The following is a 25,891-nucleotide window of genomic DNA, read 5'->3' as shown; positions in this document are numbered from 1 at the left end:
GAAATTTCTTTTTTCTTTTCGCTTCATCTATCCATTTCTTTTGATATATGTTCATTTCTTTTGAAAAAACCGCCTACCGCGGTGATGACGGTTTCAGCCGTTGTTCATCGCGGTAGGCGGTCGGCGTCTGGTTCAGTTCGGCTTTAAAGACGCGCATCAAATAATGGGCGGTGCGAAACCCGGTTTGTTCGGCGATTTCTTTAATCGACAAATCCGTCTGCCGAAGCAGCCGTTTCGCTTCCTCAAGCCGCCGGTTGGTCAGCCACTGGCGAAACGTCACGCCGCGCTTTTTCGACAACAAATGGCTGAAATACGCGGGGCTGCGCCCGGCGGCGGCCGCGACCCGCTCAAGCGTGAGCGACGGATCGCGAAAATGCGCCTCCATATAGCGGAGGCCGCGCTCCACGGCGTCGACGCGCGCGTCTTCCGCGGCCTGCTTGGCCTCATGGAACAATCGATATAAAAATAAAATCAATTCTTGAACGATGCGATACAAGACGGGATTGTACAAAATGTCTTGAAAAATGCGCATATACTCCCGCTCGGTTCCGCCGCGGTCAAGGCCGTATGTTTTCATAAACCGGCGGATTTGCGCCAAGATGCTCGTCAGCCGCGTCCGCACCATCTCCGGGCTCGGAAACGGCGGCTTCCAATGGGAGAATTCGCGCCGCAGCCATCGCTTCACCCCTTCATGGTCGAACCGCTCGAGCATCTCGATCCATTGCCGCTGCTCCTCCGGCGTCAAAAACGGATCGAGCTCACGCCACTGTTCGTATTCCGAAGCGGGAGCGATCACTTGGCGATAGCCAATGAAAAACGTCGTCTCGAGCAACCGGCGCGCCGCTTGGTATTGCGCGCGCACCGTCCTCCGGCCATCAGGCGGCATCACGACAACCGCGAGCGGCTCATGATGCTCCTCTTCCCAATCGCGCAGCAGCTTCCACGCCTCTTCTTTCCCGTCGCCCGGCAAATCGGGAAGCAGGCAAACCGCCATATGGGTGAGCGGCAATACGCGCGCCCGTCCGCGAAACGGATAGCTCGTTAAAAAGCGGATCACTTCTCGAGACAAGGCAGGCTGTTCCGCCTGCACAAGCCATACATGGGTGGAAGCTGCGGCGGGGTCATCGTAAAATAATGCGCGGTAGTCGTCATGGCCGTCAAAACCCGCTGTCAGGCTCGAGCGGCTGTTGGAGGAAAGCGAAACCGCCGTCCTCAACGCTTGTTTCAGCTTGGCGGGCTCAAGCGGCTTCACAAGCAAATCGACGCATTGCCAGTCGATGGCTTGTTTCGCCCGCGCAAACGTCGCCTCGGCCGTTGCGGCAATCACGCGTTGGCAAAACAAGCGGACGTGGGATGTCGCCTTCGGCCATCGTTCATACGGAATCATATCCAGTTCGACGTACAATAGCTCCGGCGCCTCCCGCTCAAGAAACGCCATCATCTCCTCGACCGTAGCCGCCGTATATACTTGCTCAATCGGCAAGGAATACGCGGAAACGAGCCAGCGGATCGCTTCTCGTTCCTTGTCGTCCCGTTCGGCAATGACCAATTTCACGTTCTCACCGCCTTGGCTGCAAGCGTCGAAAATGAAGGAGCGCTTCCATGCAAAAGGCGGCGGCCAACGCCACCGTTTTTCCGCCTTCATCCCAGAGTGGATTGACTTCGCAAAGATCGACGCTGATCGTTTTCGGATGAGAAACGATTCGGCGGACGAGAGCGCGCACTAGCGACGGAGCGAGTCCAAACGGCGACGGCGCGCTCACCCCCGGCGCGGCAGCCGCGCTGATGGCGTCCATGCAAATGGTCAACATCACGGCATCGTGATGAGCGGCAAATTCCTCGATTTGTTCATAGGCGGCCTCGATCGGCCCTGCGGTCAGCTCGTCTTCAAGCATGTACCGGCAGCCGTACGTCTCGGCCGCCGCAAACAGCGCCGCCGTGTTGCCAAGCCGCTGAATGCCGAGGCAGAAGTAACGGACCCGTTCGTCTTGATCCAATATTTGCCGAAACATCGTCCCGGACGTCGGCCCGTCATCGTACGGGCGCAAGTCGAAATGGGCGTCAATGTTGAGGATGCCAAGGCGGGCTTCGGGCCCGAGCGCTTCGCGAACGCCCAAGTAATGGCCGTACGCCGTCTCATGGCCGCCGCCGATCACGATAGACGCCATCCCGTTTTTCAGCAGGCGGGCGACCGCCTTCCCAAGTTCAGTCTGGCTTTGTTCGAGCCGTTCATCGACGCAAACGACATCGCCTGCGTCATAGACAACGACCCCTTCCGGAAGATGCCAAGGCAGCCGGGCCAGCGCCGCTTTGACGGCGGCCGGCGCCTCTTTCGCCCCTTGGCGGCCTTGGTTGCGGCGCACTCCTTCGTCGCACGCAAACCCGATGAATGCCGCCGCTCGTTCCACCGTCTCCAATGGCCGCGACAAATCGAGCAAGCGAATGCGCTGATGAAGACGAAACGCCTGCTCATCGCTCACGCTGTCAATCCGTCCCGTCCAACGGCCGGCGTCTGGCGGTTGATACATGAGACCATCTCCTTTCCATCATCAGCTGCTTGTTTCTTTCGCCACAGCTTTGCCGTTCTCCTCCTCATGCACGCGAAAAGAGGAAATCGCCGCCGTTTGGCGAATAAAAAAACATGATTGACAACAGAAAGGGTGTTCCACATGAAGCCAATGACCAACTTGCACGCTGTCATCGCCGGTCAAAGCGCGCCGCCCCCATGCGACGAAACGCTCGGCGTCCGCCTGACGGAAGCCCGAGACGGCTATGCGAAAGGCGTATGGACGATCAGCGAATCGCTGCTCAACGGCAACGGGGTGATTATGGGCGGGTTCGTCGGGGCGGCGGCGGACATTCTCATGGCGTATGCGGTGACGACCTTGCTTCGCGATGACCAAATGCACGCCTCCATCAACTTGCAGACGACGTTTCACCGCCCAGCGGCGGCTGGAGAAGCCGAAATCGAGGCGCGGGTGGAAAAGTTCGGGAAAACCGTCGCCTATGTAACCGCCATCGTGCGGCAAAACGGCAAAGAGGTGGCGAGCGCCACGTCGTCGGTGCTGATCATGGACAAACCGTGAAGGTGATGGATCTCCAAAAGGCGTTTTTGCGCATGCTCGTTCTCCTTGGATTCGACGAGTCCAAACAGCAGCTGCTGTTGTTGTTTTGAAACGCATGGAAAGCGATGATCAGAGGAATCCGAGAAAACCGGTGAAAAACGATGATGTTCGCCAAATCGGTGGTTTTGTTGAAAAAGGAGAACCAATTTCACAAGGTTTCCCCACTTGAGAAGAGGCGTTGTCGAGTTGCCTTTTTCATGACATCATCAGTCCTCAATGGCGAAACGAGGTGAGGCGCAGCCGTTTTCGACCAGTTGCCAAGCGCCGGAGAAAGCGCTGTCAAAAACAGCCGCTCTCCGGCGCCTTTTGTTGCTTGTTACCCACGGACAAACGTTTTCGGCATTACGACGGCGACGACTTGCCCGCGGGCGCACAGTTCGCCGTTGGCGAACACTTCGGTGTCCACTTTCCATTTTTTCGGATGAATCTCCGTCACAGTGCCGACGGCGACAAGCGGCACTCCATGCGGCGTCGGCTTGACGAAATCGACGTGAAGCGACGCAGTGACAAAGCGCGGCGGCGTTTCCCCGCTCCCTGGTTCATGGCCGTTTTTCCGATGCAAGGCAAGCGCCGCTGAACCGGTGCCGTGGCAATCAATGAGCGAGGCGATCAGCCCGCCGTACACAAACCCTGGAATCGCCGTATGTTCCGGACGCGGCGTATACACCGTCACCGTTTTGTCGCCCCGCCACCCGGTGCGGAAATGGTGGCCTTGTTCATTCAGACGCCCGCAGCCGTAGCACCAGGCGAATTCATCAGGGTAGTCGTCTTGAATCGCGTGCACGATCATTTCTTCCACGTCATCCTCCCCCTCTCTTTTTCTAGTATACCATTGAATCGAGAAGACGACGACTCCTACATGGACGGTTGTTGTCTAGCGGCAGGCAAGGCCATACGAAGAAAAATGGAACGAAGCGCCAATCGCCAGACGGCAAATTCATAGGCGGCCCAAACAGCTGGCCGCCTAGCGTGACGCCATTTATCGAGCAGGCTCGTAAAACTCGATCCATTCGCCGTCGGGCCCGAGGAAGAACAAATATTTTGCCCCGTTCGGAAGTGTCGTTATTTCTTCCCACACAAGCGGCACACCGAGCGACTGAAGCCGTTCTTTCTCCTGCTCAATGCCTTCCACCGTAAACGCCACATGGTGCACTTTTCCTTCCGTCGGCAAATCCGGATTGTATCCTTCGATGAGCTCGACAATGATCGAGCCGCCAATCCCTAAAAACGCCAATTTCATCGTGCCGTTCGTATGAATCATTTCGTCGAGCAGCTCCAAGCCGACAACATTTTGATAAAACTCTTTCGATGCTTCGATGTCTTTCACTTGAATGCCGACATGTTCAAATTTTTTGACTGCCATTCGTCCCTCTTCCTTTCTATGACTCAGTTAACCATACTGCTTGTAAATACGGCGTCATCTGCATCGGGAAAATCCCTTTTTTCCCAAGCTCTGTCCATATGTAGCGGTCAAGGGCGTACGGTCCGTCCGCCTTCCATTCGTCCGCCTCACTGTTGGTCAACAACAACGAAAAGGCTGTTCCTTGCGCTTCCCCATACAAATGAACGTATCCGTCCCCACGGTCGACATGCACCGCCGCCTTAGGGTCAAACCGGATGAGCTCCGCCTGCACACAGCGCATGACACAAACGGCGAACGCTGCGGCAGGGAGATGAGCGGCCATGCAAGCGCGGAGCGAAACCGCCTCCTCCACTGTTTCTCCTTCACCTCCCATCGACAAAAACCCCCTTCGCCTCGGAATGATGCGAAAGGGGCCATGAGCCGTTCTTATCATCCAAAGCGAAACCGCTTTGCGGGTGTTAGCACCTTGCCTGCGGCAGGTTGCTGTGGGGTCATCAAGCCCGTTCTCTCGCCCACTCTTGATAAGACGTATGCAATTTATCTTCTATCTTATCATACATCATCAAAGGCAACAATCGTCATTGTTCGACTTCCGGTTGCTCGGACGTGACGCCGACATCTTTCCACGTCAGTTTCGAGCCCGGATCGACCGTGAAGTTGGCGACGCGGTTGTTGACGGCATAAATGGCCGAACGATACAACGTCGGAATGACCGGAACTTCTTCGTTCATCAGCTGTTGCCATTCACTGTAAATTTTCCGACGATATTCTTTGTCAAACGCCTGTTCGGAATGGCCTTTTTCCAACAGTTCATCGTTTTTCTCATTCACCCAGCGCGAGTAGTTGAACATGACGTTGCGGCCGTACAATCCGTACGGGTCGACGTCCGTTCCAGTTCCCCAAGCGGCGGCGTAGACATCCACTTTCGGATCGTCTTTTTCGACCATATCGTAGAAGGAGTTGAACTCCGCCAAGCGTCCGTCTACAAGCTGAACATCGAGGCCCACATCTTTCCAGCATTGCATATAAAATTTGGCCAGCGGTTCAGCGATGTCCCCACCGCTCATCGCCAAGAAGTTGACCTTGAATTTTTTGCCGTTTGGATCTTCGCGGAGGCCATCGCCATCCACATCTTTATATCCCGCTTCATCCAGCAATTGTTTCGCTTTTTCCGGATTGTACGTATACCCTTTGATGGAACTGTCATGATAGCCCGGGAACGACGGCGGAATGAGCGTGTTCGCCGGGAAGCGCAAACCATGATACAGGCGGTCGGCCACCTCTTGGTTGTTGATGGCGTACGCCATGGCTTGGCGCAGTTTTTTGTTTTGGAATTTCGGATTGTCCATTACGTTTTCCTGCTTTTTCGCATCCCAATGGCCGAGTTTAAAGCCGATATAGTTGTACGCCAAATCCACTCTACCGATAAACTGAATGTTTTTCGTCCCTTTCGCGTTCAAATATTGGTCAGTCGGGAACTCAGCGACGTCAATTTCGCCTTTTTTCAGCGCTTGCAGGACGACTTGCGGGCTGACGACTTTCAAAATGACGCCTTCCAAGTTCGGTTTGCCAGCCCAGTAGTCATCATTGCGAACAAACTCTACCGACTCGCCCGGAACGATTTTCTTCACTTTAAACGGACCGAACCCGATCGGGTTTTTCCGGATTTTATCCGATTTCGCCAAGTCTTTGATCGGAATGTCTTTCAAGTAATGCTTCGGCAGCGGATACGCCCAAATGCCGGTCAACACCGACGGATTGGCCTGTTTCCATGTGATCGTCAACGTCTTTTTGTCGATGACTTTAATGCCGGAAATTTTATCCGCTTTGCCGCTGTGATATTCTTCCATCCCGACGATCCCTTGGATGAGCGCATCGCCATAGCGGACGCCGGTGTAATCTTTATGGCCGATGACCAAATACGCATACTCCAAGTCTTCAGCGGTCACCGGCTGGCCGTCATGCCAATTCACATTGTCTTTAATATGGATTGTCATCGTCTTTTTATCATCCGACAACTCATACGTGGCAGCCCCATCATTTGTAATTTCATAGTCACCGTTCGTCCGGAAAAGCGACTCGTCAAAAAATTGCAAAATCTCTGCGTCGGGCGCTCCGGTGTAGAATGCATAGCTGAGCGTCCCTTCAAACGGCGTATCGGACACAAGGCCGTATTTCAACACGCCGCCGTCGATGATTTTCCCGTCGTTTTTCACCGTCATCGGGAATTTGCTGATGTCTTCCTTCTGAGCCGCCGGTTTTTCGTTATTGTTGCCCTTTCCGCTCGTTGTGTCGGATTTGCCCGTGCACCCGGCGAGCACGAGCAAGAGCGCGGCGAGAGCCGCCAGCCATTTTCTCTTCACATTTTCTTCCCCCTTATCCTAGTCGTTGTCTTGCATCAGCCGCACGTTTCAGCGCTTGGCCGATGAAATTTATGCACAGCATCATCACTAAAATAAGCAATGACGCAGGCAACCAAACCCACCATTTGTTTTGCAAAACATCCGGGTTGGTCGCATAGCTGACCAACGTCCCTAAGCTCGGCGTGCTCTCCGGCAGCCCGAAGCCAAGATACGTGAGCCCGGACTCGATGCCGATGTTGCCCGCCAAATTTAACGTCAAATTGACGATAATGATCGAGCTGAGGTTGGGCAAAATTTGAAAAATAATGATTTTCCAATCTGGCGTGCCGAGCGTTTTTGACGCGCTGACATAATCCAGCTCGCGCTCGGCCAGCGTTTTGGCGCGGATCAGCCGGGCTTTGCCCGTCCACAAAAACGCGCTCATGATCAAAATGAACGTCAATACATTATATTTAGGCACAATGGCGACAAAAACAATAACGAGCATCAAAAACGGCAGAACGAGAATGAAATCGATGATGCGCATAATGACATTGTCAATCCAGCCGCCGAAATAGCCGGCCACCAATCCGACAATGAGGCCGATCGCCCCAGTGATGAGCGTAATGGCCAGTCCGATCGTAAACGAATTGCGGGCGCCGATGATGAGCTGGCCAAACACGTCGCGCCCTCCGTAGTCTGTGCCAAGCCAGTGTTCCGCTGACGGCGGAGAATAGATGGAAAGAAAATCCACTTTCACGATTTCCTCTTGATCCAAAAAGAGCGACACGCCATAGACGATCGACAAAAGGATTCCTAAAATGATGAGCGAACCAAGCGCGAGCCGATCCCGAACCACCTCCCGCCACATGATCGAAAAGGCGGAAGGGCTTTTCTCGATGTTCGCTCCGGCCGGCGTTGGGCCGCTGATTTCCGCTTTCATGTCAGCTGCCTTCCTCCTTCCCTACTCAATCCGGATGCGCGGGTCGACCGCACTCAAAATGATGTCCGACAACAGAGTGCCCACCAGCGTCGCCAGACCGGAAATCATGACGAGCGCCGTCACGACGCTGTAATCCCGCTGCATAATCGACTGCAAAAACAGCTGGCCAAGCCCCGGATAGCTGTAGATCGACTCCAAAAACACGGAACCGCCGACAAGCCCGGTGATCTCATACCCTAAAAACGCCGCGATCGGCAAAAACGAATTGCGCAAAATATGGCGCCAATAGATGTGCCGCTCCGGCACGCCTTTCGCCCGCGCCGTTTTCACGAAATCTTTCACTTTCGTATCGACGATTTCGCTGCGCAAATATTGAATCGTAACGACCGTGTTGATGAGCGCTCCCGACAACGCCGGAAGCATGAGATGGTTCAATTTGCTTAAATAGTAAGCGAGCGTCCCTTCCTCGACCTGAACGTCCACGCTGCCGCCGGTTGGAAACCAGCCAAGGTGAAAGCCGAAAATAAACAGCATGATCAAAGCAAAAATGAACAGCGGCGTGGCAAACCCGAGATAGCTGTAGCCGACGATCAGCTTATCAGCCCACGTATCTGTCCATCGCCCCGACACGATGCCAAGCGGAATGGCAATCAGGTACGTCAAAATTAAAATCGCCGCCGACAGCAACACCGTATTCCCGATCCGTCCGGCCAGCAGATCAGTGACCGGCTGCTGGTGGGTATAGGAAAGGCCGAGATCCCCTTGCAGCATGTTTTTCACCCAACGGATGTATTGAATATGTACCGGATCATTCAAGCCAAGTTTTTCCCGCATTTCCTCAAGCGTCTGCGGATCCATTTTCGGGTTGGCCGCCAGCTGCCCCGTCAGCGCATCGCCCGGCATCGCCTTCGCCAGTAAGAAAATGAGGACGCTCAGCAAAAACAATTGCGGAATCATAATGAGGATTCGCCGTAAAATAAATTTCAGCATCTTCCCGTCTTCCCCTCTTTACGGAATGGCCACCGAGTGCGTCGGCGAAATCGGCTTGAGCGGGTGAGCCCGGCCGTTTTCATCAAAATAGCGGGAATACGACTGCTCATATTCTTTTTCCACTTCGCGGCGAAGCGCCTCCTGCCGGCCGCGTTCGCGCGGATCGGCGTTCGGAATGGCGGAGAGCAGACGTTTCGTATAAATATGTTGAGGATTCGTAAAAATCTCCTCGCTCGTCCCTTCCTCCACGAGCCGGCCGCGGTACATAATGCCGATGCGGTCGCACATATGCCGGATGATCCCTAAATCATGGCTGATGAACAAATACGTCAGCCCGTACTCCTGCTGGATTTCTTTCATGAAATTCAACACTTGCGCCTGCACCGACACATCAAGCGCCGACACCGGCTCATCGGCGATGATGAGCTTCGGATTGAGCGTGAGCGCCCGCGCAATGCCGATGCGTTGGCGCTGTCCGCCGGAAAATTCATGCGGATATTTGTAAATCGACTCCGCGCTCAAGCCGACCCGCTCTAAAACGTATTGCACCTTCTGCCGCTCCTCTTGCGGGGACAGGCGTTCAAAATTGCGGAGCGGCTCGGCGACAATGTCGAGCACACGTTTGCGCGGATTGAGCGAAGAATACGGATCTTGGAAAATCATCTGGATGTCTTTCCGATACGGATGAAACTCGCGGCGGCGAAGCTTTGTCAAATCCGTCCCTTCAAACAGCACTTCCCCGGCCGTGGCGCGAATCAAACCGATAATCGTGCGCCCTGTCGTCGTCTTGCCGCAGCCGGACTCGCCGACGAGCCCGTACGTTTCCCCTTTGTTCAGCGTGAAACTGACATCATCCACCGCGCGGACATGGTCGACCACCCGGCGAAAAAAAACCGCCGCGCACCGGATAGTATACTTTCAAATGGTTGACGTTAAGAAGCGCCATAGCCGATTCCACCTACCGTTTGATCATCGGGAAAATAAAAATGTTGGTAACATGTGCAACGCACCCAGTGCCCCGGCTCCACTTCCCGCAACTTCGGATCCGATTCGTGCTTATCCGCCCCAATCCAGCTGATGCGCGGCTGGAAGCGGCAGCCGCGCCGCGGCAGTTTATGCAGCGGCGGAACGATCCCTTGGATGACGTGGAGTCGTTCCTTTTTCGTCTGCGCAGACGGGATCGACTGCAACAATGAGCGAGTGTATGGATGAAGCGGACGGTGAAAAATGGTATCGACGTCCGCTAACTCAACGATTTCCCCAGCATACATGACCGCCACACGGTCCGCCATTTCCGCCACCACCCCCAAATCATGCGTGATTAAAATAATGCTCGTTTTCATTTGCCGCTGCAACTCTTTGAGCAGCCCTATGATCTGCGCCTGAATCGTCACATCAAGCGCCGTTGTCGGTTCATCGGCGATGAGCAGGGCGGGCTCGCAGGCGATGGCGATCGCGATGACGACCCGCTGCCGCATCCCCCCGGACAACTCGTGCGGATAACGGTGGTACACCTTTTCCGGCTCCGGAATGCCGACTTTGCGAAGCAAGACGATCGTTCGCTTCTTTTTTTCGGCTGCTGACAGCCGCAGATGGTAATCCATGCTTTCTTCGATCTGCCGGCCGACCGTCATGAGCGGATTGAGCGCCGTTAACGGATCCTGAAAGATCATCCCGATTTCTTTGCCGCGGATGCGATTGAGTTCGGCAACGGAGAGCGACAGCAAATTTGTCCCTTTAAAGTGCAGGCGCCCCTCAATTTTTGTCTTTTCGGGCGGGTGGAGACCCATGATCGACAAAGCGAGTGCGCTTTTGCCGCAACCCGACTCCCCGACGAGAGCGACGACTTCGTTCTCTCCGATCGCCAGCGAAACGTCGTCGACCGCCGCATAATAGTCATCACCGATGCGGAAAGAGACTCGCAGCTCCTCAATTTCCAATAACGTTTGCTTTGCCAATGTGTCCTTCTCCCTTTTGTTAGTATTACTAAATTTTAGACTATATATAATATTCAGATAATATTCTATCATTTTTTTTTTCGTAAATTCAATATTTATAGAAAAAATATCAGTAAATTTTTTGATTCCTTTCCAGTCTTATACCTCATAGAAAAACATGACTGTGAACTACAGCTCAGTTTCAACCACTATTTTTTGGACAATAAATAAGCAGATGCTCCACGAAAGGAACATCTGCCTAAGCAATGAACAAAAAAGTGGAAAAGGACACAGCTTGACCGCGGCCGCCCATTCACGATCGATTATTGCTTTGTTCCCTATAGTTATTTAAACGCCATCGCCGCCCGCACCGCTTTTTTCCAGCCATCGTAGAGCATCGTTCGCTTGTCGTCATCCATCTTCGGCTCAAACCGGCGCTCGAGCTGCCATTGGGCGGCGATGTCATCTCGGCTGTTCCAGTAGCCGACCGCCAGCCCGGCCAAATACGCCGCACCCAAGGCCGTCGTTTCATTCACAACCGGACGTTCGACCGGAACGGCAAGCAAATCGCTCTGGAATTGCATAAGGAAATTGTTTTTCACCGCCCCGCCGTCAACGCGCAACGTGGTCAGCGAGATGCCGGAATCGGCTTCCATGGCGGCGAGCACATCTTTTGTCTGGTAAGCGAGCGATTCCAAGGTGGCCCGGATGAAATGCTCTTTCGTTGTGCCGCGCGTGAGGCCAAACACCGCCCCGCGCACCTCGCTGTCCCAATACGGCGTGCCAAGCCCGACGAACGCCGGTACGACATACACCCCGTCGGTCGACTCGACTTTTTCGGCGTACGCTTCGCTGTCAGCCGCCGTTTTGATCATCCGCAAGCCGTCGCGCAGCCATTGAATGGCCGAACCGGCGACGAAAATGCTGCCTTCAAGGGCGTATTCAACCTTGCCGTCAATTCCCCAGGCGATCGTTGTGAGCAGCCCGTGTTTCGATTGCACCGCTTTTTCCCCCGTATTCATCAGCATAAAGCAGCCGGTGCCGTACGTATTTTTCGCCATCCCTTCCGTAAAGCACGCCTGGCCGAACAAAGCCGCCTGCTGGTCGCCCGCGGCTCCCGCGATCGGCACCTCCACGCCGAAGAAATGATGCGGAACCGTTTTCGCGTATACTTCCGAGGACGGGCGCACCTCAGGAAGCATCGCCTTTGGCACGTTTAAAATCGCAAGCAGCTCGTCATCCCACTCGAGCGTATGAATGTTAAACATTAATGTGCGCGACGCGTTCGAGTAATCGGTTACATGGGCGCGGCCGCCGGACAGCTTCCAAATGAGCCACGTATCAATCGTGCCAAAGAGCAGCTCTCCTCGCTCCGCCCGTTCGCGCGCCCCCTCGACATGGTCCAAAATCCATTTCACTTTTGTCCCGGAAAAATAGGCGTCAATAAGCAAGCCGGTTTTTTCGCGGAATAGCGGGTCATACCCTTTCGCTTTCAGTTCATCGCAAATGCCGGCCGTCTGCCGCGACTGCCAGACGATGGCGTTGTAAATCGGGTTGCCGGTGTCTTTCTCCCACACAACCGTCGTTTCCCGCTGGTTCGTAATGCCGATCGCCGCCACTTGTTCCGGCTTCACTTGCGCCTCGGACAAGACGCTGGCAATGACCGCAAGCACCGATCCCCAAATTTCATTGGCGTTGTGCTCGACCCAGCCGGGCTGCGGAAAATATTGCGTAAACTCTTTTTGCGCCATATGGACGATTTCGCCCTTTTGATTGAACAAAATCGCGCGCGAACTCGTTGTGCCTTGGTCGATGGCTAAAATGTATTGATTCATGACATTCTTCCCCCTTCACCTTTATTTGCTTACAAACCCGGTACGCCAACTAGAGAGAACGGCGGCTTGCGGCGCTGGTTGTTTTTCCTTTTGCCATCTTCGCCGCCGCCAAAACGACTGCGGTTGCCGCCAGCACTCCCCATAATGCGCCTGTCGGTTTTCCCAAGAAAACGGCTTTATAGACCAAACTGCCTAACGCGCCGCCAAGCAGCGGTCCGACGATCGGCACCCACGCATACGCCCAATTCGATGACCCTTTCCCTGGGATTGGCAACAAAAAATGGGCTAAGCGAGGTCCAAAGTCTCGGGCCGGATTAATGGCGTATCCCGTCGTACCGCCGAGCGACAGTCCAATCGCCACGATCAAAAAACCAACGATAAATGGATTGAGTCCATCAGCGAATTTGTTGGCGCCAATGGCCAAGATGGCCAAAACCAACACAAACGTTCCGATGATCTCGCTAAGCAAGTTGGCAGCCGTATTCGGCACTGCCGGACCCGTCGCAAACACGCCAAGCTTGACACCCGGGTCGTCTGTTTCCTTCCAATGCGGCCAATAGTGGAGATAGACGACGGCAGCCCCAACCATAGCGCCAAGTACTTGTGCCAACACATAGCCAGGGACATCTTTCCATGGAAAATCACCGCTTATGGCCAATGCCACTGTCAGCGCTGGATTGAGATGGGCGCCGCTATACCGGCCGACAGCGTATACGGCCACGGCCACCGCCAGCCCCCACCCCATCGTAATGACAATCCAGCCCGAATTGGCCGCATATGATTTCTTTAAATTGACCCCGGCGCACACACCAGCGCCGAAAATGATGAGCAGTGCCGTGCCGATGAATTCCCCTAAAAATGGCGACATTTGTTCTCTTCCCCCTTTTCATTCGTGATTTCCTCTGCTATTTCCTGCTTGGACGGCCCCTCCGGAGGGTTAGCCGTTGGGTGGAAAAACAAAAACCCACACACTTCCCCGCTAAGCAACGAGGAATATGTGTGGGTCTCCGCTTCTCCACCACAACGTTATTAACTTGCTTTTAGCATATCATCTGTTGAAAACGCTGTCAACCTATTTCTTCGGCAAAATTTGCACGTAATCGAAGTCGAGCGTATCGACCGCGTCTTCGATATGAAGGCGGGTGATGAACCGGTACGACCGGCCGGGGCGCGATGGCGGCAAGGTTTCTGGAATCATGTAGGAAAACGGGATTTCCTTTTTCTCGCTCGGCTTGATCCAAAACGCTCCGGCCGCCGGAATGACGGCGACAATGGCATCCAGCTCCTTGCCGTTTTCGATTGTTTTTTGCACGAGCTCCACATCGAGCCGCTCGATCCTTTGTTCCACCGTTCCGCCGTAAATGTGGACGATCCCTTGAATCATTTCCCCCTGGCGCCATAACGATTTATTTAAGATCAAGTCGACGTGCGCCGACCCGACTCCGACTCTTGACATCATTTTGCGCAATAACACCGTAGTCACCTCTTTGTCTCTCTTGTCATATCATCATACGAAAAAACGAAGCCGCTTGTTTCAACGCGAGCCAAAAAATAAACAGACGATGCTGGCGCGGCACGTCTGCCCCTGGGAGAAACAGGGACGAATGCGGCTTGTTTTGTTACCGCTTACATTCGAGATTACCGCATTCGCCTTCCGCTGTCAATTGGTTATTCGTACACATTTTCGTTTTCGATAATGTAATCGATTCGAATGACCGGGACGTCCTGTTGCTCGACTTCCGCGACAATCAAGCCGACGCGGTCATTATAGATGCAAAACATATCCTGCCCTTTGCGAAACGCCGACTCTCCGTACGAAAGAACCATGTGGTAAATTTTATTGTCGCTGAAATAACGGCGGCTGACCCGGCTCCCTAACCGGACGATCACTTCTTTTCCCGCGATTTTTCCGCGGTACATCCGCTCTCCCCCTTTTTGTCGTTCCTATTCCAATGTATGGGCGTTGTGGCCCGCTCATGACTATTTTCTCCCCGGACGGCCTGTTTTCCTTTGCTGAACAGCATTTTTTCAGCGGGGGACACTTTTTTTCGGAAATTTCCTTTCTTTTGCTTGACGCGGCAGCTCCGAATAGTGTATAGTAAAGTCATCACATAACAGAATATATTTCAGGCATTCATCATGAGGACGCACCTTGGTTGGCTGTGAAGTATATTTTGTTATTTGATAAAAATCTTGAGGTTAGCCGAACAGGCTAAAGGTATTAGGAGGAATTCAGTATTATGCAACGTGGTAAAGTAAAATGGTTTAACAACGAAAAAGGCTACGGTTTCATCGAAGTGGAAGGCGGTTCCGACGTATTCGTCCACTTCACGGCGATCCAAGGTGAAGGGTTCAAAACGTTGGAAGAAGGCCAAGAAGTTTCGTTTGAAATCGTACAAGGAAACCGCGGACCGCAAGCAGCGAACGTTGTCAAATTATAAGGCTTCGTTGACATAGACGAAAAAACGGCAGCGGAACAAAGGCATCCTGCACCATCGCAGGATGCCTTTTTCATTTGATTGGCATAAATTTCACCAAGCGGCAAACAATAAAGAAAAGGGGGTGTTCATATGGCCAGACGCGATGCCGACGTACATACGGGATACAACGATGTAAAGCAAGTGGAAATGTTCGTCGAAACGGCGGAGAAAATGGTCGGCCAGGCGACGATGCAGCTCGATCCGGAGATGCTCAATCACGCTGCAGAAGCGGTCGAAAACGCCCGCCGCCAACTCGCCCGCGCCCGTCAACAGGCGACTGGCGTCGACGGCGACTTTCTCACCCAGTGCGAACAAAAATTGGCCCGCGCCGAGCATCAGCTTCGCGAGGCGCAACAATAACCCCATCCGACAGAGCTTCGCTTGCGAAGCTCTTTTCACTGCGCCGAGCACAGAGGGGGGATAGACGGCGGCCGATGTGCGGCCGCTCCCGGACAGCGCCATGTCATGCGGCTTGGCATCGCGCCCGCAAACCGGCTTCCGTTCAGGCCTCCGCTATTGGCGCGGCCGCGGTGGGACGGAAAGCAGCTTCTCCCCGTACTGCCGCATTTGTTCCCCGACCGTGCATTGCTGGATGCAAAACGATTGGGCGTACGTTTTGCCGTACTCTTTCCGGAACGTGCTTTTTAAAAAGCAGCCATCGCAGTACGTTTCCTCCAGCCAAGCGATTTGGTCCAATATTTCTTTGCGTCGGTTCCGCTTCTTTCCCATACGACCTTACCCTTTCCCTGTCAATTCCGTTCGGCTTGTGATGATCTGCCTTCAAGCGCCTGGCGGGCGAGCGAATCCGCCTCTTTATTTTGTTTGCGCGAAATCGGCTCGTACGCCGGTTCGATGTGAAGCTCGCGCATTTTCGCTTCAATGCGGTCAAGCCAGATGTTGAAATCGTCCTCAAAACACGGCCAATCGCCGGACAGCTGCTTTAACACGACGTGGGAGTCGCCGCGGAACGTCACCGGCAAATGATGGACGCCAAGTTCCTCGAGCAGCTGCATGACAAACCAAAACGCCGCATACTCTGCCTCATTATTGGATTTGATTTCGCCGAGCCGGCGGTTGGCGCGCAGCCGGTAGCGATGATCGTTTTGCTTATAGTATACGACCGCGCCGGCGCCGCCTTGGGACGTCTCATGGTCAAAGCCGCCGTCGAAATACACAACGATCTCATGCGGCTCGCCGGCGATCTCCTCAAGCAGCTTTTGCAGCTCTTTTTTTGACCACACCGTGCCGTTTCGATCGACGAACTCCACTGTTTTCGTCCGCCCGGTTTTTTCAAAATCATCCGCCAAAGCGAGCGCCTTTTTGGCATCGACCCAATCGGAGACAAGAAACGCCTCTTGTTTTTTCGGCGTGATATACGTCCAGTGGATTTGTACGTCCAACGCATTGTCACCCTTCCGCGTGGCGATGATCGGAGCTGGTTTTTATTTTACCACACTTGCGCCCTTGTTCATTACCTAATATTATGCGCAATTTCTTCTTGTATCAACCATTTTGCCGCAGGCGCCCATCTTTTTTCCAAAATATCTATCTTTTTCGGCCTACTTGTGGTACACTAGCGGCTAGCACCCAAAATGAGATGGGGCGCAAGCATATGAAGAGGGAGGATTCGAATTGAAGCGTCAAACCATAGCCGATCTGAGTCTGCTAATGGTGACGTTCGTCTGGGGGGCGACGTTCGTCGTCGTCCAAAATGCCATTTCGTTTTTGGAGCCGTTGTCGTTTAACGCCGTTCGCTTCAGTTTGGCCGGCTTGTTGCTTCTCGCTTGGATCGCTGCCGCTTCCCGCCCACTCTTCGGCCAGTTGTCATGGCGAGTCATCGGCGCTGGGGCGTGGATGGGGCTATGGCTGTTTTGCGGCTACGCATTCCAAACGATCGGACTGTTGTATACCACTTCCTCGAAAGCCGGCTTTATTACCGGACTGAGCGTTGTGCTCGTTCCATTGTTTTCCTTTTTGATTTTAAAGCAAAAACCGTCTGTGAATGCGGTCGTTGGAGCGGCACTTGCCGCGTTCGGCCTGTATTGGCTGACAGGGGGAGCGGAGCTGTCGTTCAATCAGGGCGATTTCTTTGTCTTTCTTTGTGCTGTTTCCTTTGCCATGCACATTATCGTCACCGGCCGCTATTCCTCTCAGTATTCGACGATGCTGTTGACAATGGTGCAAATTTTTACCGTCGGCATCCTCTGTTTCTTCTTTGCCTTTTGGTTTGAAGACGCCGCGCAAATGTGGAATATGGCGGTGCTCCGCCGTCCGGAAGTATGGGGGGCGCTCGCTGTGACATCGTTGTTGGCGACGACCGCGGCGTTTCTCATCCAAACGGCGGTGCAAAAATATACGACTCCCGCCCATGTCGCGCTGATTTTCGCCATGGAGCCGTTGTTCGCCGCTTTGACCGCCTACCTTTGGGCTGGAGAGCGGCTGTCGCCATCGGCCTGGCTTGGCGGCGCTGCGATTTTGGCCGGCATGATTTTCGCCGAACTGCCAAGCATGCGCCTCTGGGGCAGACGGTGGCGGGAAAAGCGGAACATCCCATCGTAGCGACAGAAGCTGTCCTGCATGAAAAGCGGGACAGCTCTTTTCCTAACTCCAGGTGTTGGGCCGCCCTCATTCCAATGCTGTGGACGCTCCACCCGCCTCACCGCCTAAACCATTCGTTTGCGGCGTCGGCACGCCCAATACGAAAGAGCACCGGTCGCCATGCCCAAGAGCACCCCGCCGACGACTTCGATCGGCTCGTGCCCGAGCCGGGCGCGCAGCTGCCGCTGTCGTTTGTGATAAACGGTTTGTTTTGGATCTCCTTCTAACTTTTTTACTTCCTCGGCAAGCTCGTTCAGGCGAAGGGCGAGTTCGCCCGCTTGGCGCCGCACCCCTTGCGCATCGTACATGACGATCAGTCCAAACAACGCGGCCAAGGCAAAATCGATCGTGCGCACGCCTCGCTCGAGGGCGATAAATGTCGCTAAGGCGGAAACACCGGCAGAGTGGGAGCTTGGCATTCCGCCGGTTTCGAAAAAGAGCCGCCAGTCCGATCGGCCAGTCTCCAACTGCTTGATCGGGATTTTCAAAAACTGGGCGAGCGCGATTGTCGCGAGCGCCGTCTTCAGCCCCTTGTTCATCACGCTTTCCTCCTTTGCTTATATTTTGACCAAGGGTGGCCATACTATCCGTAAAGAGCGGAGGTGAGAGCAATGACCAAAAACGGCGGCCGAAACCGCGGCACGAAGGCGCCGGGCGTCAACCCGCAAGGCTTTGGCCAAGACGGAACGTTCACCCCGGATCCAAAAAGCAAGCTTGAGAACGCAGCGAAAAAGCTCAACACAAAATAAAAGCAGGCTTCCCGATATGGGAGCCTGCTTTTTGTCGTTATTGTTTCACTTTCGCCAATTTTTCGCGCAACACCATTTGCAAAATGCCGCCGTGGCGATAGTAGTCGATTTCGACTTCGCTGTCAAAGCGGACGATGACCTCAAATTCTTTCTTCTCACCCGTATCCGGGTTCGTCGCCGTCACTTTGACGAGATCACGCGGTTTGACGTTTTCATCGATGTGAATGTCGAACACTTCTTTGCCCGTCAAGCCGAGCGTCTCCGCATTTTCGCCTTCTTTGAATTGCAGCGGCAGGACGCCCATCAAAACGAGGTTCGAGCGGTGGATGCGCTCAAAGCTTTCGGCGATGACCGTTTTAATGCCGAGCAAGAACGTCCCTTTCGCCGCCCAGTCGCGCGAGCTGCCCATGCCGTAGTCTTTGCCGGCGATGACGACAAGCCCAGTGCCGTCTTGTTTGTATCTCATGCACGCATCGTACATCGACATCACTTCGCCGGTCGGCCAGTACGTCGTATAGCCGCCTTCCGTGCCCGGCGCGATTTGGTTGCGGATGCGGATGTTGGCGAACGTGCCGCGCATCATCACTTCATGGTTGCCGCGCCGCGAACCGTACGAGTTGAAATCTTTCGGCTCGACGCCTTTCGAGATCAAATATTGGCCTGCCGGCGTGTTTTTGCCGATCGACCCAGCTGGCGAAATATGGTCAGTCGTGACCGAATCACCGAACTTGCCGACGACGCGCAAGCCGGTGAGAGGTTCGACTTTGCGCACTTCCGGCGACAAGCCTTCAAAGAACGGCGGATTTTGAATGTACGTCGAGTTTTCATCCCATTGATAGAGCGGCTCGTCCGTCGTTTCGATCGCATTCCAGCGCGGGTTGCCGTCGAACACGCGCTCATATTCTTTGCGGAACAGTTCCGGATCGACCGCCCGTTTGACGACGTCTTTCACTTCTTCCATCGACGGCCAAATGTCGCGGAAATAGACGTCGTTGCCGTCTTTGTCTTTGCCAATCGGCTCGTTAAGCAAGTCAATGTCGACCGTGCCGGCGAGCGCATAGGCGACAACAAGCGGCGGCGATGCCAAATAGTTGCCTTTGACAAGCGGGTGGATGCGGCCTTCAAAGTTCCGGTTGCCGGACAGGACGCTTGTCACGAGCAGATCGCTTTCCGCGAGCGCTTTTTCGAGCTCCGGCGCAAGCGGACCCGAGTTGCCGATGCATGTCGTGCAGCCGTAGCCGACGATGTTGAAGCCGAGCTGCTCAAGATACGGAAGCAGCCCCGAGTCACGCAAGTAGCCGGTGACGACTTTCGAGCCCGGCGCAAGCGACGTTTTCACGTATTTCGGCACTTGCAAGCCTTTTTCGACCGCTTTTTTCGCCACTAAACCAGCGGCGACAAGCACGTACGGGTTCGACGTGTTCGTACAGCTTGTGATCGCCGCGATGACGACAGCGCCCGTTTTTAATTTCACTTGTTCGCCGTTCAGCTCGACCGTAATTTCCCGCTCCAAGTCCGCTTCCGTCAAGCCAAAGCCTTGGTTGCCTTGCGGCGCTTTCACCGCGTCGCGGAACGACTGTTTCATTTTCGAGAGCGGGATCAAGTCTTGCGGCCGTTTCGGGCCAGACAAGTTCGTTTCAATTTCCGACAAGTTGATTTCCACAACATCCGTAAACACCGGCTCCGGTGCATCCGGCGTGTAGAACAAACCGTTCGCTTTGCAATACGCTTCGACGACTTGAACGTGATGTTCGTCGCGGCCGGTCAAGCGCAAATAGTCAAGCGCTTCAGCGTCGACCGGGAAGAAGCCGCACGTTGCCCCGTATTCCGGCGCCATGTTGGCAATCGTCGCCCGGTCGGCAAGCGGCAAAGTCGCCACTCCTGGTCCGAAAAATTCAACGAATTTGCCGACGACGCCTTTTTTCCGGAGCACTTGCGTCACCTTAAGCGCCAAGTCGGTGGCCGTCGCTCCGTCCGGCAGCTTGCCTGTCAGGCGGACGCCGATGACTTCCGGCATCGGGAAGTACGACGGTTGGCCGAGCATGCCGGCTTCCGCTTCAATGCCGCCGACTCCCCAACCGAGGACGCCGAGGCCGTTGATCATCGTCGTATGCGAGTCCGTGCCGACAAGCGTATCCGGGAACGCTTCGTACTCGCCGTTCTCCCCTTCGACCGCGTGAACGACGCTTGCCAAATATTCCAAGTTCACTTGGTGGACGATCCCCGTTGCCGGCGGAACGGCACGATAGTTGTTAAACGCTTTTTGCGCCCATTTCAAAAACTTGTACCGTTCGGCGTTCCGTTTGAATTCCAAATCCATGTTGTACTCCAGCGCATCGTCTGACCCGTAGCGGTCGACTTGCACCGAGTGGTCGATGACGAGATCGACCGGAATTTCCGGGTTGATTTCGTACGGATCGCCTCCCAAATCGGCCATCGCTTTGCGCATCGAAGCCAAATCGACGACAACCGGCACGCCGGTGAAGTCTTGCAAAATGACGCGCGACGGCTTAAACGGCACGTCGATGTCTTTCATTTCCGGCGTTCCCCATTTCGCCAAGTTTTCGACGTGCTCTTTCGTGATGACGCGGCCGTCGACTTGGCGGAGCACCGATTCAAGCAATACTTTGATCGAGTACGGCAGGCGGCTCACCTGGCCGATGCCCGCTTCTTCAAGCGCTTGCAAACGGTAATAATTGTATTTTTTACCGTTGACTTCGAATGAAGAGCGGGCGTTGAACACATCTTGTTTCGCCATATGTATAACCCCCTTCACTTCATAATCCTTCACTTCATAATAATACTATACTATTTTTTCGCACAAAAGTCGAAAAATAGCATGAATTCTCCCAATCCCCATAAAGTTCGGCACGACTTTATCTTATTATAGAACAGTACAAGTTGTAAATAATGATTTCCAATGTCTCGCCATATTACTTCCTTACCGCGGCAAAAGAGGAATAAGGCGCCCGTTTCGTCGCAAACTAGAAGCGGAGGTGAAACGAATGGCAAAGCGAAAAGCAAACCACGTGATCCCTGGCATGAACGCCGCCAAAGCGCAAGGAATGGGGGCCGGCTACAACGAAGAGTTTTCCAATGAACCACTGACAGAAGCACAGCGCCAAAACAACAAAAAACGAAAAAAGAACCAATAGCGTGGCGGCCATTCCGCCATCCCGGACTGCCATAGCATGAAAAAAGGGAATGTCCGCCGCCGGCATTCCCTTACTCGTTTTCATTGACTTCGTCAACGATCGCCTGCAAATCGCTGCGGAATTTTTCGAGCTGCACGCGCTGCGTTTCCGAGGCAACTTCGAGCGCGTTTTCAATTTGGGCGAACGCCTCGTTTACTTCTTGCCGAAGATGGGCCAGCTGGTGGCCGTAGTCGGCTTGATCACGCACCAAGTGATCGTGCCATTCTTTCGCTTCCATCGTCGCCTTTTGCGCTGCTTGAAACGCCTCTTGCTTCGTTTTATGGTAAACCATGGCTCGTCCCTCCTTCGCAGTCATTGCGGTCGTTCACTACTTATCGTTTCAAACCGGGCGCAAATTATGCGCCGAATAAGCGAAAGCACAACGCCGCATGCTAACGGACAAAGGAGGGACAACAAATGACGAACAAAAACGACGGCAAAGATATGCGCAAAAACGCCCCAAAAGGCGACAATCCTGGGCAGCCGGAGCCGCTTGACGGTTCGAAAAAAGTGAAGAACCGCAATCACACGCGGCAAAAGCACAACACAAGCCACGATATGTGACGCAAACAAGCGGAGTTTTCCTTCTCCGTTCAGCCGAGACCGGCGGCAGCCGGGAGGGCTGAACGGCTGGCGCCCTTATGTTCACATAATAAAATTATTGTAAAATCAACAAAGCGGGCGGTCGCTAGAACAGCCCGTTGCCGCCCGCCTTGGGTTCATTCCCGTTGAAGCGAATCATCCTCACCCGGTCAACAAGCCGGCCGACGACAATTATGATTCGGTTGTTTGCCGCTTGAGCGCTTCATACAGCTCCACGAATTCAGCGGCTAAATCCTTGACCGTGATCGCCGTCATTAAATGATCTTGGGCATGCACCATCAGAAGCGTCACCACCGGCTGCCGCTATGCACAAAACAAAAGAACGAGGCCTTATTCGACCCCGTTCATCTCGTGAAGACATGGTGCCCGATGCGAATCGTCACCGGACGCGACAACATCCATTTGTCTTTTGTGATTTTCGGATTGTAGAAATAAAGCGAGCCGCGGCGATCGTTTGGGAATAAGGCCAGCGCCTTGTCGACCGCCTCGTAATCCTGCTTGGTCGGCTGAATGCGGGTCAATTTCCCCGTTTTGGCTGGTACAAACGCATAGCCGGATTTCGTTTTTTGATAAATGACGCCGCGCACCGTCTTTGGAAACTCCGGATGCTTTGTGCGGTTTAAAACCACAAGCGCCACTTCCACCTTGCCGACCAACGGCTCGCTCGAACCGGTCTCCGCCTGCACAAGCTGGGCGAGCAGCTTCCGGTCGGCGGCGCTTAATGAGATCGATTTCTTCTTTGCCGGCGCCGAAGCCGATCGCTTCGCCGCAGCCGGCACTTTTATCTTTTCGCCGGCATAAATCACATCGCTTTTTAACCCGTTTAACGACTTTAACGAAGCAACCGAAGTATGATATTGTTTGGCGATCTTCGACAATGTATCGCCTTTTTTCACTTGATAGTATGTATACGAGCCAGCCGCTTCCGCCGACAGCCCATGAGAGCTTAACGCCATACAGCAAATGATCGTGAGCGCTGCAATCGTCTTTTTCACTTTCACTCTGCGCATCCCCCTCATCGTTGCCTTTTGGCTTTTTTTCTTTGTTTACTAGATTAGCAGGCAAAGAAGGGAACGTCACTGTATATCTTTTCCATACAAAGCGGCCGGCGGCTTTCAATCCATTGGCGCTGTAAGGTGGGACAAGCTTTTTTACAGTTGCATTACAGTTGCGTTACGCTTCGTAACAAGCCGCTGTTTGAAACTTGCCAAACAGCAAGCTTTTCGACATAATAGTAGACGAATCTTGCCTATGGCAAAAACAGTTGATCATCATGTTGGGGTGGGGATCGTGCTGACCGGATGGTTTCTTTGGTTTATTTTGCTTTGGGTCGTCTTTTTGCTTGTCATGATGTCGATCGGCGGCTTTTTCATGTTCCGCAAGTTTTTGAAGCGGCTGCCGAAAGAAGATGGGAAATCGGAGCTCGACTGGCAGGAATATTACATTGAACAGACGCGTCATCTATGGGGGGAAGAAGAAAAAGCGCTGCTTGAGGAATTGGTTCGCCCTGTGCCGGAATTGTTCCGCGACGTCGCGCGGCAAAAGATCGCCGGCAAAATCGGCGAGCTTGCGCTCAAGGAACAGGCGCCGCGCATCACACGCGACTTGCTGATCCGCGGCTATATCATCGCAACCCCCAAGCGCGACCATAAGTTTTTGATCCGGACATTGCAGGCGAAGAACATCGATCTCGCCCCTTATAAACATTTATTGGAAAGCCGCTGACGTTCCGCCTTTCGTCTAAGGCTGACCGGCGGCTTTCGTCTGTTTCAGCATGGAAAAAGCGGCCCAAACAAGCAGCTTTTTAGGCCGGGGCCGACGACTTCAGCTCCGTCTGCGGGACAATTCCAGGGAAGCGAAGTGAAGCGGCTTGGCGCAACAAAAAAGGGAGCTGTCCATCAGCGGGACAGCTATTTATGTCAGCACTGGCGGTTTCAGCTGCGCCGCCAGCTTTCTATACGAAACGTACATTGCAATCCGCCATGGGACGATCATCGAAAACGCGAGCAAATAAAACATGCCGCTTAACTGGCGGTAGTCGATCGTTCGTCCTAAATACGTTTTCAAGCCAAGACGAATGACAATCAACCCGAGCAAAATCCAAATAAAGGATTTTGAGCGTTTCAAATAAATATCGCTGCCGCGGATTTCAAATTTTGACGTTTTAATGAGAAACAGCGAGAAAAACAGGCCGAGAATGACCGCTTCGATGAGCTCCCCGCGCGTAACGCGAAAGACCGGATCGATGAACATCAGCGCCCCGGTGCTCATAAACAGCGGCGGCAAAATAATTTTTTTGGCATTCGTCGGCTTTTCCGACGCCTTCATGCGCACAAAAAAGATGAAAAACGCCATCACAACGGCGATGAGCGATGTAATGAACGCCAAAGCCATCACCTTCTTCCGACAAAATTCACGGACAACGCTATTATAGCAAAAACCGCTCCGCTTGCCTACCGTCCTCTAAAGCCGCCCCCGCCTTCGCCAAACATCGCGCTCGCTTCATCCCTCTCGCTTGCCAAGAGGAACGCAGCCAGCTGTCTTCCAGCGGTCATAAGCCGGCGCCTTCCTATGCCGTACGGAGCCGAAGCCCGCTTACAAAAGACGGGCAATCGCCTCGAGCACGCGGGTTTCTTCAAACGGCTTGACGATGAAGTCGGCCGCTCCGGCTTCAATGGCCTCAACGACCATACGCTGCTGCCCGAGCGCCGAGCAGATGATGATTTTCGCCCCGGGATCGATCTCCCTAATCGCCCGCACCGCTTCAATCCCATTCATGACCGGCATCGTAATGTCCATGATGACAAGATCGGGGCGCAGCCGGCGATACAGCTCGACCGCCTCTTTGCCGTTTTCCGCCTCACCGGCTACGGTGTGATCCGTTTTTTCCAATATGCGCGCCAGCGTTACCCGCATAAACTTCGCATCGTCAGCAATTAAAATGGCAGCCATCTTTCCATCGCCCTCTCCTCAACGATATTCCTCCAACAACAGCCGCACAAAGGGCGGCTCCATCGCCGCTAAAAACCAGTAAATCCGCCAAACAAGCTTGTCGTATAAGCAATCAGCTTTGTCATCCAGTCAAAGTACAAAACGACGCCCATCGCCACCATGACATAGCCGCCCGCCTTCATGATGGATGCGCTATGGCGGCGGATCCATTGCAGCTTGCCGATAAAAAACGACAACATGAAAAACGGAACGGCAAATCCGAGCGTATAAGCAAGCATATACATCATTCCTGAGCCCGGGTTGGTGGCGGCTAGAGCGACAACCGCCACCAAAATCGGCCCCATGCACGGCGTCCAACCGGCGGCAAACGCCATGCCGATCAGCACGGAGCCGACATATCCCGATGGCCGTTCACGAAACGAAATGCGCCGGTCTTTCAGCAAAAACGCCGGCTTCCACAGCCCGGCGACGACGAGGCCGAGAGCGACGATCACGACCGCGCCGATTTGCCGGATCGCATCTTGATAATCAACAAACAGCCTTCCAAGAAGCGAGGTGCCAAAGCCAAGCGAGATAAAAATGAGCGAGAAGCCGAGCAAAAAGCAAAGCGTATGCCATAAGCTGCGGCGGTTCAGCATCGCGTTTTCCTCTTTCAACTCGCTGACCGACACGCCGGTGATATACGATAAAAACGCCGGATAAAGCGGCAAGCAGCACGGGGAAATAAACGACAAAAACCCGGCGCCGAACGCTAAAAATAGATTGAGATCATTCATTGGT

29 protein-coding genes, 3 pseudogenes and 1 riboswitch are annotated in these 25,891 nt (G+C 53.9%); of the genes and pseudogenes, 8 read left to right on the top strand and 24 right to left on the bottom strand.

Features of this window, described 5'->3' with window-relative positions; translation table 11 throughout:
- Nucleotides 1-73: 73 nt before the first annotated feature.
- Both I656_RS03685 and hutG read right to left on the bottom strand, forming a co-directional pair.
- The gene (locus I656_RS03685) at nt 74-1,555 is read right to left on the bottom strand and encodes a helix-turn-helix domain-containing protein (RefSeq protein WP_033006281.1); all 1,482 of its coding nucleotides are present in this window, start codon (nt 1,553-1,555) and stop codon (nt 74-76) included.
- A gap of 4 nt (nt 1,556-1,559) precedes the next feature.
- Nucleotides 1,560-2,528 carry a formimidoylglutamase gene (hutG, locus tag I656_RS03690; protein ID WP_020756095.1) on the bottom strand — a complete coding sequence of 323 codons (969 nt, stop codon included), beginning with the start codon at nt 2,526-2,528 and terminating at the stop codon, nt 1,560-1,562.
- 141 nt (nt 2,529-2,669) lie between these two features.
- On the opposite strand from hutG, the gene I656_RS03695 reads away from it, so the two are divergent.
- On the top strand, nt 2,670-3,086 hold the full coding sequence (locus I656_RS03695) for a PaaI family thioesterase (RefSeq protein WP_014195531.1): 417 nt from the start codon (nt 2,670-2,672) through the stop codon (nt 3,084-3,086).
- Nucleotides 3,087-3,441: 355 nt separating this feature from the next.
- Here I656_RS03695 and I656_RS03700 read toward each other — a convergent pair whose 3' ends face one another.
- The 12 genes and pseudogenes from I656_RS03700 to I656_RS03755 form a co-directional block, all read right to left on the bottom strand.
- Complete coding sequence (locus I656_RS03700; protein WP_013523474.1) at nt 3,442-3,924, bottom strand: PaaI family thioesterase; 483 nt, start codon at nt 3,922-3,924, stop codon at nt 3,442-3,444.
- A 180-nt stretch (nt 3,925-4,104) separates the two neighbouring features.
- Nucleotides 4,105-4,488: a VOC family protein gene (locus tag I656_RS03705; protein WP_014195529.1), complete on the bottom strand. Its 384-nt coding sequence runs from the start codon at nt 4,486-4,488 to the stop codon at nt 4,105-4,107.
- Between the two features lie 16 nt (nt 4,489-4,504).
- On the bottom strand, nt 4,505-4,861 hold the full coding sequence (locus I656_RS03710; protein ID WP_014195528.1) for a hypothetical protein: 357 nt from the start codon (nt 4,859-4,861) through the stop codon (nt 4,505-4,507).
- A 50-nt stretch (nt 4,862-4,911) separates the two neighbouring features.
- Nucleotides 4,912-5,016: riboswitch (SAM riboswitch) on the bottom strand.
- Between the two features lie 50 nt (nt 5,017-5,066).
- On the bottom strand, nt 5,067-6,851 hold the full coding sequence (gene opp4A, locus I656_RS03715; protein WP_020756090.1) for an oligopeptide ABC transporter substrate-binding protein: 1,785 nt from the start codon (nt 6,849-6,851) through the stop codon (nt 5,067-5,069).
- Between the two features lie 13 nt (nt 6,852-6,864).
- A complete protein-coding gene (locus tag I656_RS03720; protein ID WP_014195526.1) occupies nt 6,865-7,773 on the bottom strand; it encodes an ABC transporter permease in 909 nt (302 codons plus the stop codon).
- 21 nt (nt 7,774-7,794) lie between these two features.
- Entirely contained in the window at nt 7,795-8,763 is a 969-nt protein-coding gene (gene opp4B / locus I656_RS03725) for an oligopeptide ABC transporter permease (RefSeq protein WP_014195525.1), read from the bottom strand.
- Between the two features lie 18 nt (nt 8,764-8,781).
- Nucleotides 8,782-9,709 (bottom strand): annotated as a pseudogene (locus tag I656_RS03730) (ABC transporter ATP-binding protein).
- Entirely contained in the window at nt 9,696-10,721 is a 1,026-nt protein-coding gene (locus I656_RS03735) for an ABC transporter ATP-binding protein (RefSeq protein ID WP_033006278.1), read from the bottom strand. The pseudogene I656_RS03730 and the gene I656_RS03735 overlap by 14 nt, the downstream one beginning before the upstream one ends.
- A 323-nt stretch (nt 10,722-11,044) precedes the next feature.
- Nucleotides 11,045-12,535, bottom strand: coding sequence for a glycerol kinase GlpK (gene glpK, locus I656_RS03740; RefSeq protein WP_013523471.1), 1,491 nt, complete (start codon nt 12,533-12,535; stop codon nt 11,045-11,047).
- Nucleotides 12,536-12,584: 49 nt separating this feature from the next.
- The gene (locus tag I656_RS03745) at nt 12,585-13,403 is read right to left on the bottom strand and encodes an MIP/aquaporin family protein (RefSeq protein WP_020756086.1); all 819 of its coding nucleotides are present in this window, start codon (nt 13,401-13,403) and stop codon (nt 12,585-12,587) included.
- A gap of 204 nt (nt 13,404-13,607) precedes the next feature.
- Nucleotides 13,608-14,009, bottom strand: coding sequence for a sporulation protein (locus I656_RS03750; protein WP_014195522.1), 402 nt, complete (start codon nt 14,007-14,009; stop codon nt 13,608-13,610).
- 194 nt (nt 14,010-14,203) lie between these two features.
- Complete coding sequence (locus I656_RS03755) at nt 14,204-14,455, bottom strand: hypothetical protein (RefSeq protein ID WP_014195521.1); 252 nt, start codon at nt 14,453-14,455, stop codon at nt 14,204-14,206.
- Between the two features lie 320 nt (nt 14,456-14,775).
- On the opposite strand from I656_RS03755, the gene cspD reads away from it, so the two are divergent.
- On the top strand, nt 14,776-14,976 hold the full coding sequence (gene cspD, locus I656_RS03760; protein ID WP_003251474.1) for a cold-shock protein CspD: 201 nt from the start codon (nt 14,776-14,778) through the stop codon (nt 14,974-14,976).
- Nucleotides 14,977-15,105: 129 nt separating this feature from the next.
- On the top strand, nt 15,106-15,375 hold the full coding sequence (locus tag I656_RS03765) for a DUF2564 family protein (RefSeq protein ID WP_020756083.1): 270 nt from the start codon (nt 15,106-15,108) through the stop codon (nt 15,373-15,375).
- Between the two features lie 153 nt (nt 15,376-15,528).
- On the opposite strand, the gene I656_RS03770 is transcribed toward I656_RS03765, so the two are convergent.
- Both I656_RS03770 and I656_RS03775 read right to left on the bottom strand, forming a co-directional pair.
- Nucleotides 15,529-15,744: a zinc-finger domain-containing protein gene (locus tag I656_RS03770; RefSeq protein WP_020756082.1), complete on the bottom strand. Its 216-nt coding sequence runs from the start codon at nt 15,742-15,744 to the stop codon at nt 15,529-15,531.
- Between the two features lie 6 nt (nt 15,745-15,750).
- Nucleotides 15,751-16,415 (bottom strand): annotated as a pseudogene (locus I656_RS03775) (ribonuclease H family protein).
- A gap of 232 nt (nt 16,416-16,647) precedes the next feature.
- Here I656_RS03775 and I656_RS03780 point away from each other — a divergent pair.
- A complete protein-coding gene (locus tag I656_RS03780) occupies nt 16,648-17,574 on the top strand; it encodes a DMT family transporter (RefSeq protein WP_020756080.1) in 927 nt (308 codons plus the stop codon).
- 104 nt (nt 17,575-17,678) lie between these two features.
- On the opposite strand, the gene I656_RS03785 is transcribed toward I656_RS03780, so the two are convergent.
- Nucleotides 17,679-18,152 carry a divergent PAP2 family protein gene (locus tag I656_RS03785; RefSeq protein ID WP_033006275.1) on the bottom strand — a complete coding sequence of 158 codons (474 nt, stop codon included), beginning with the start codon at nt 18,150-18,152 and terminating at the stop codon, nt 17,679-17,681.
- Nucleotides 18,153-18,224: 72 nt separating this feature from the next.
- On the opposite strand from I656_RS03785, the gene sspL reads away from it, so the two are divergent.
- Complete coding sequence (gene sspL, locus I656_RS03790) at nt 18,225-18,362, top strand: small, acid-soluble spore protein L (RefSeq protein ID WP_011230846.1); 138 nt, start codon at nt 18,225-18,227, stop codon at nt 18,360-18,362.
- 37 nt (nt 18,363-18,399) lie between these two features.
- On the opposite strand, the gene acnA is transcribed toward sspL, so the two are convergent.
- The gene (acnA, locus tag I656_RS03795) at nt 18,400-21,120 is read right to left on the bottom strand and encodes an aconitate hydratase AcnA (RefSeq protein WP_033006274.1); all 2,721 of its coding nucleotides are present in this window, start codon (nt 21,118-21,120) and stop codon (nt 18,400-18,402) included.
- A gap of 247 nt (nt 21,121-21,367) precedes the next feature.
- Here acnA and sspO point away from each other — a divergent pair, with 247 nt between their 5' ends.
- Nucleotides 21,368-21,517, top strand: coding sequence for a small acid-soluble spore protein O (gene sspO / locus I656_RS03800; protein WP_008879509.1), 150 nt, complete (start codon nt 21,368-21,370; stop codon nt 21,515-21,517).
- A 70-nt stretch (nt 21,518-21,587) separates the two neighbouring features.
- On the opposite strand, the gene I656_RS03805 is transcribed toward sspO, so the two are convergent.
- Nucleotides 21,588-21,848, bottom strand: coding sequence for a hypothetical protein (locus I656_RS03805; RefSeq protein ID WP_011230844.1), 261 nt, complete (start codon nt 21,846-21,848; stop codon nt 21,588-21,590).
- A 125-nt stretch (nt 21,849-21,973) separates the two neighbouring features.
- Here I656_RS03805 and I656_RS03810 point away from each other — a divergent pair, with 125 nt between their 5' ends.
- Nucleotides 21,974-22,120, top strand: coding sequence for a small acid-soluble spore protein P (locus tag I656_RS03810; protein WP_011230843.1), 147 nt, complete (start codon nt 21,974-21,976; stop codon nt 22,118-22,120).
- A 210-nt stretch (nt 22,121-22,330) separates the two neighbouring features.
- Here the strand turns inward: I656_RS03810 and I656_RS0116305 are convergent.
- Together I656_RS0116305 and I656_RS03815 are read right to left on the bottom strand one after the other, a co-directional pair.
- Nucleotides 22,331-22,450: pseudogene (locus I656_RS0116305) on the bottom strand (PTS lactose/cellobiose transporter subunit IIA); the annotation flags it as partial.
- Nucleotides 22,451-22,503: 53 nt separating this feature from the next.
- The gene (locus I656_RS03815) at nt 22,504-23,178 is read right to left on the bottom strand and encodes a cell wall hydrolase (RefSeq protein ID WP_020756072.1); all 675 of its coding nucleotides are present in this window, start codon (nt 23,176-23,178) and stop codon (nt 22,504-22,506) included.
- Nucleotides 23,179-23,449: 271 nt separating this feature from the next.
- On the opposite strand from I656_RS03815, the gene I656_RS03820 reads away from it, so the two are divergent.
- On the top strand, nt 23,450-23,884 hold the full coding sequence (locus I656_RS03820; RefSeq protein WP_011230841.1) for a DUF2621 domain-containing protein: 435 nt from the start codon (nt 23,450-23,452) through the stop codon (nt 23,882-23,884).
- Between the two features lie 189 nt (nt 23,885-24,073).
- Here I656_RS03820 and I656_RS03825 read toward each other — a convergent pair whose 3' ends face one another.
- From I656_RS03825 to I656_RS03835, 3 genes are all read right to left on the bottom strand, one after another.
- Complete coding sequence (locus tag I656_RS03825; RefSeq protein ID WP_020278238.1) at nt 24,074-24,553, bottom strand: CcdC family protein; 480 nt, start codon at nt 24,551-24,553, stop codon at nt 24,074-24,076.
- Between the two features lie 201 nt (nt 24,554-24,754).
- A complete protein-coding gene (locus I656_RS03830; protein WP_015374476.1) occupies nt 24,755-25,111 on the bottom strand; it encodes a response regulator in 357 nt (118 codons plus the stop codon).
- A 68-nt stretch (nt 25,112-25,179) separates the two neighbouring features.
- Entirely contained in the window at nt 25,180-25,887 is a 708-nt protein-coding gene (locus I656_RS03835; protein WP_011230838.1) for a cytochrome c biogenesis protein CcdA, read from the bottom strand.
- Nucleotides 25,888-25,891: the final 4 nt, after the last annotated feature.

This window comes from Geobacillus sp. WSUCF1, from assembly GCF_000422025.1.
Taxonomy (GTDB): domain Bacteria; phylum Bacillota; class Bacilli; order Bacillales; family Anoxybacillaceae; genus Geobacillus; species Geobacillus zalihae.
This window is presented reverse-complemented; position numbering and strand designations above follow the sequence as displayed.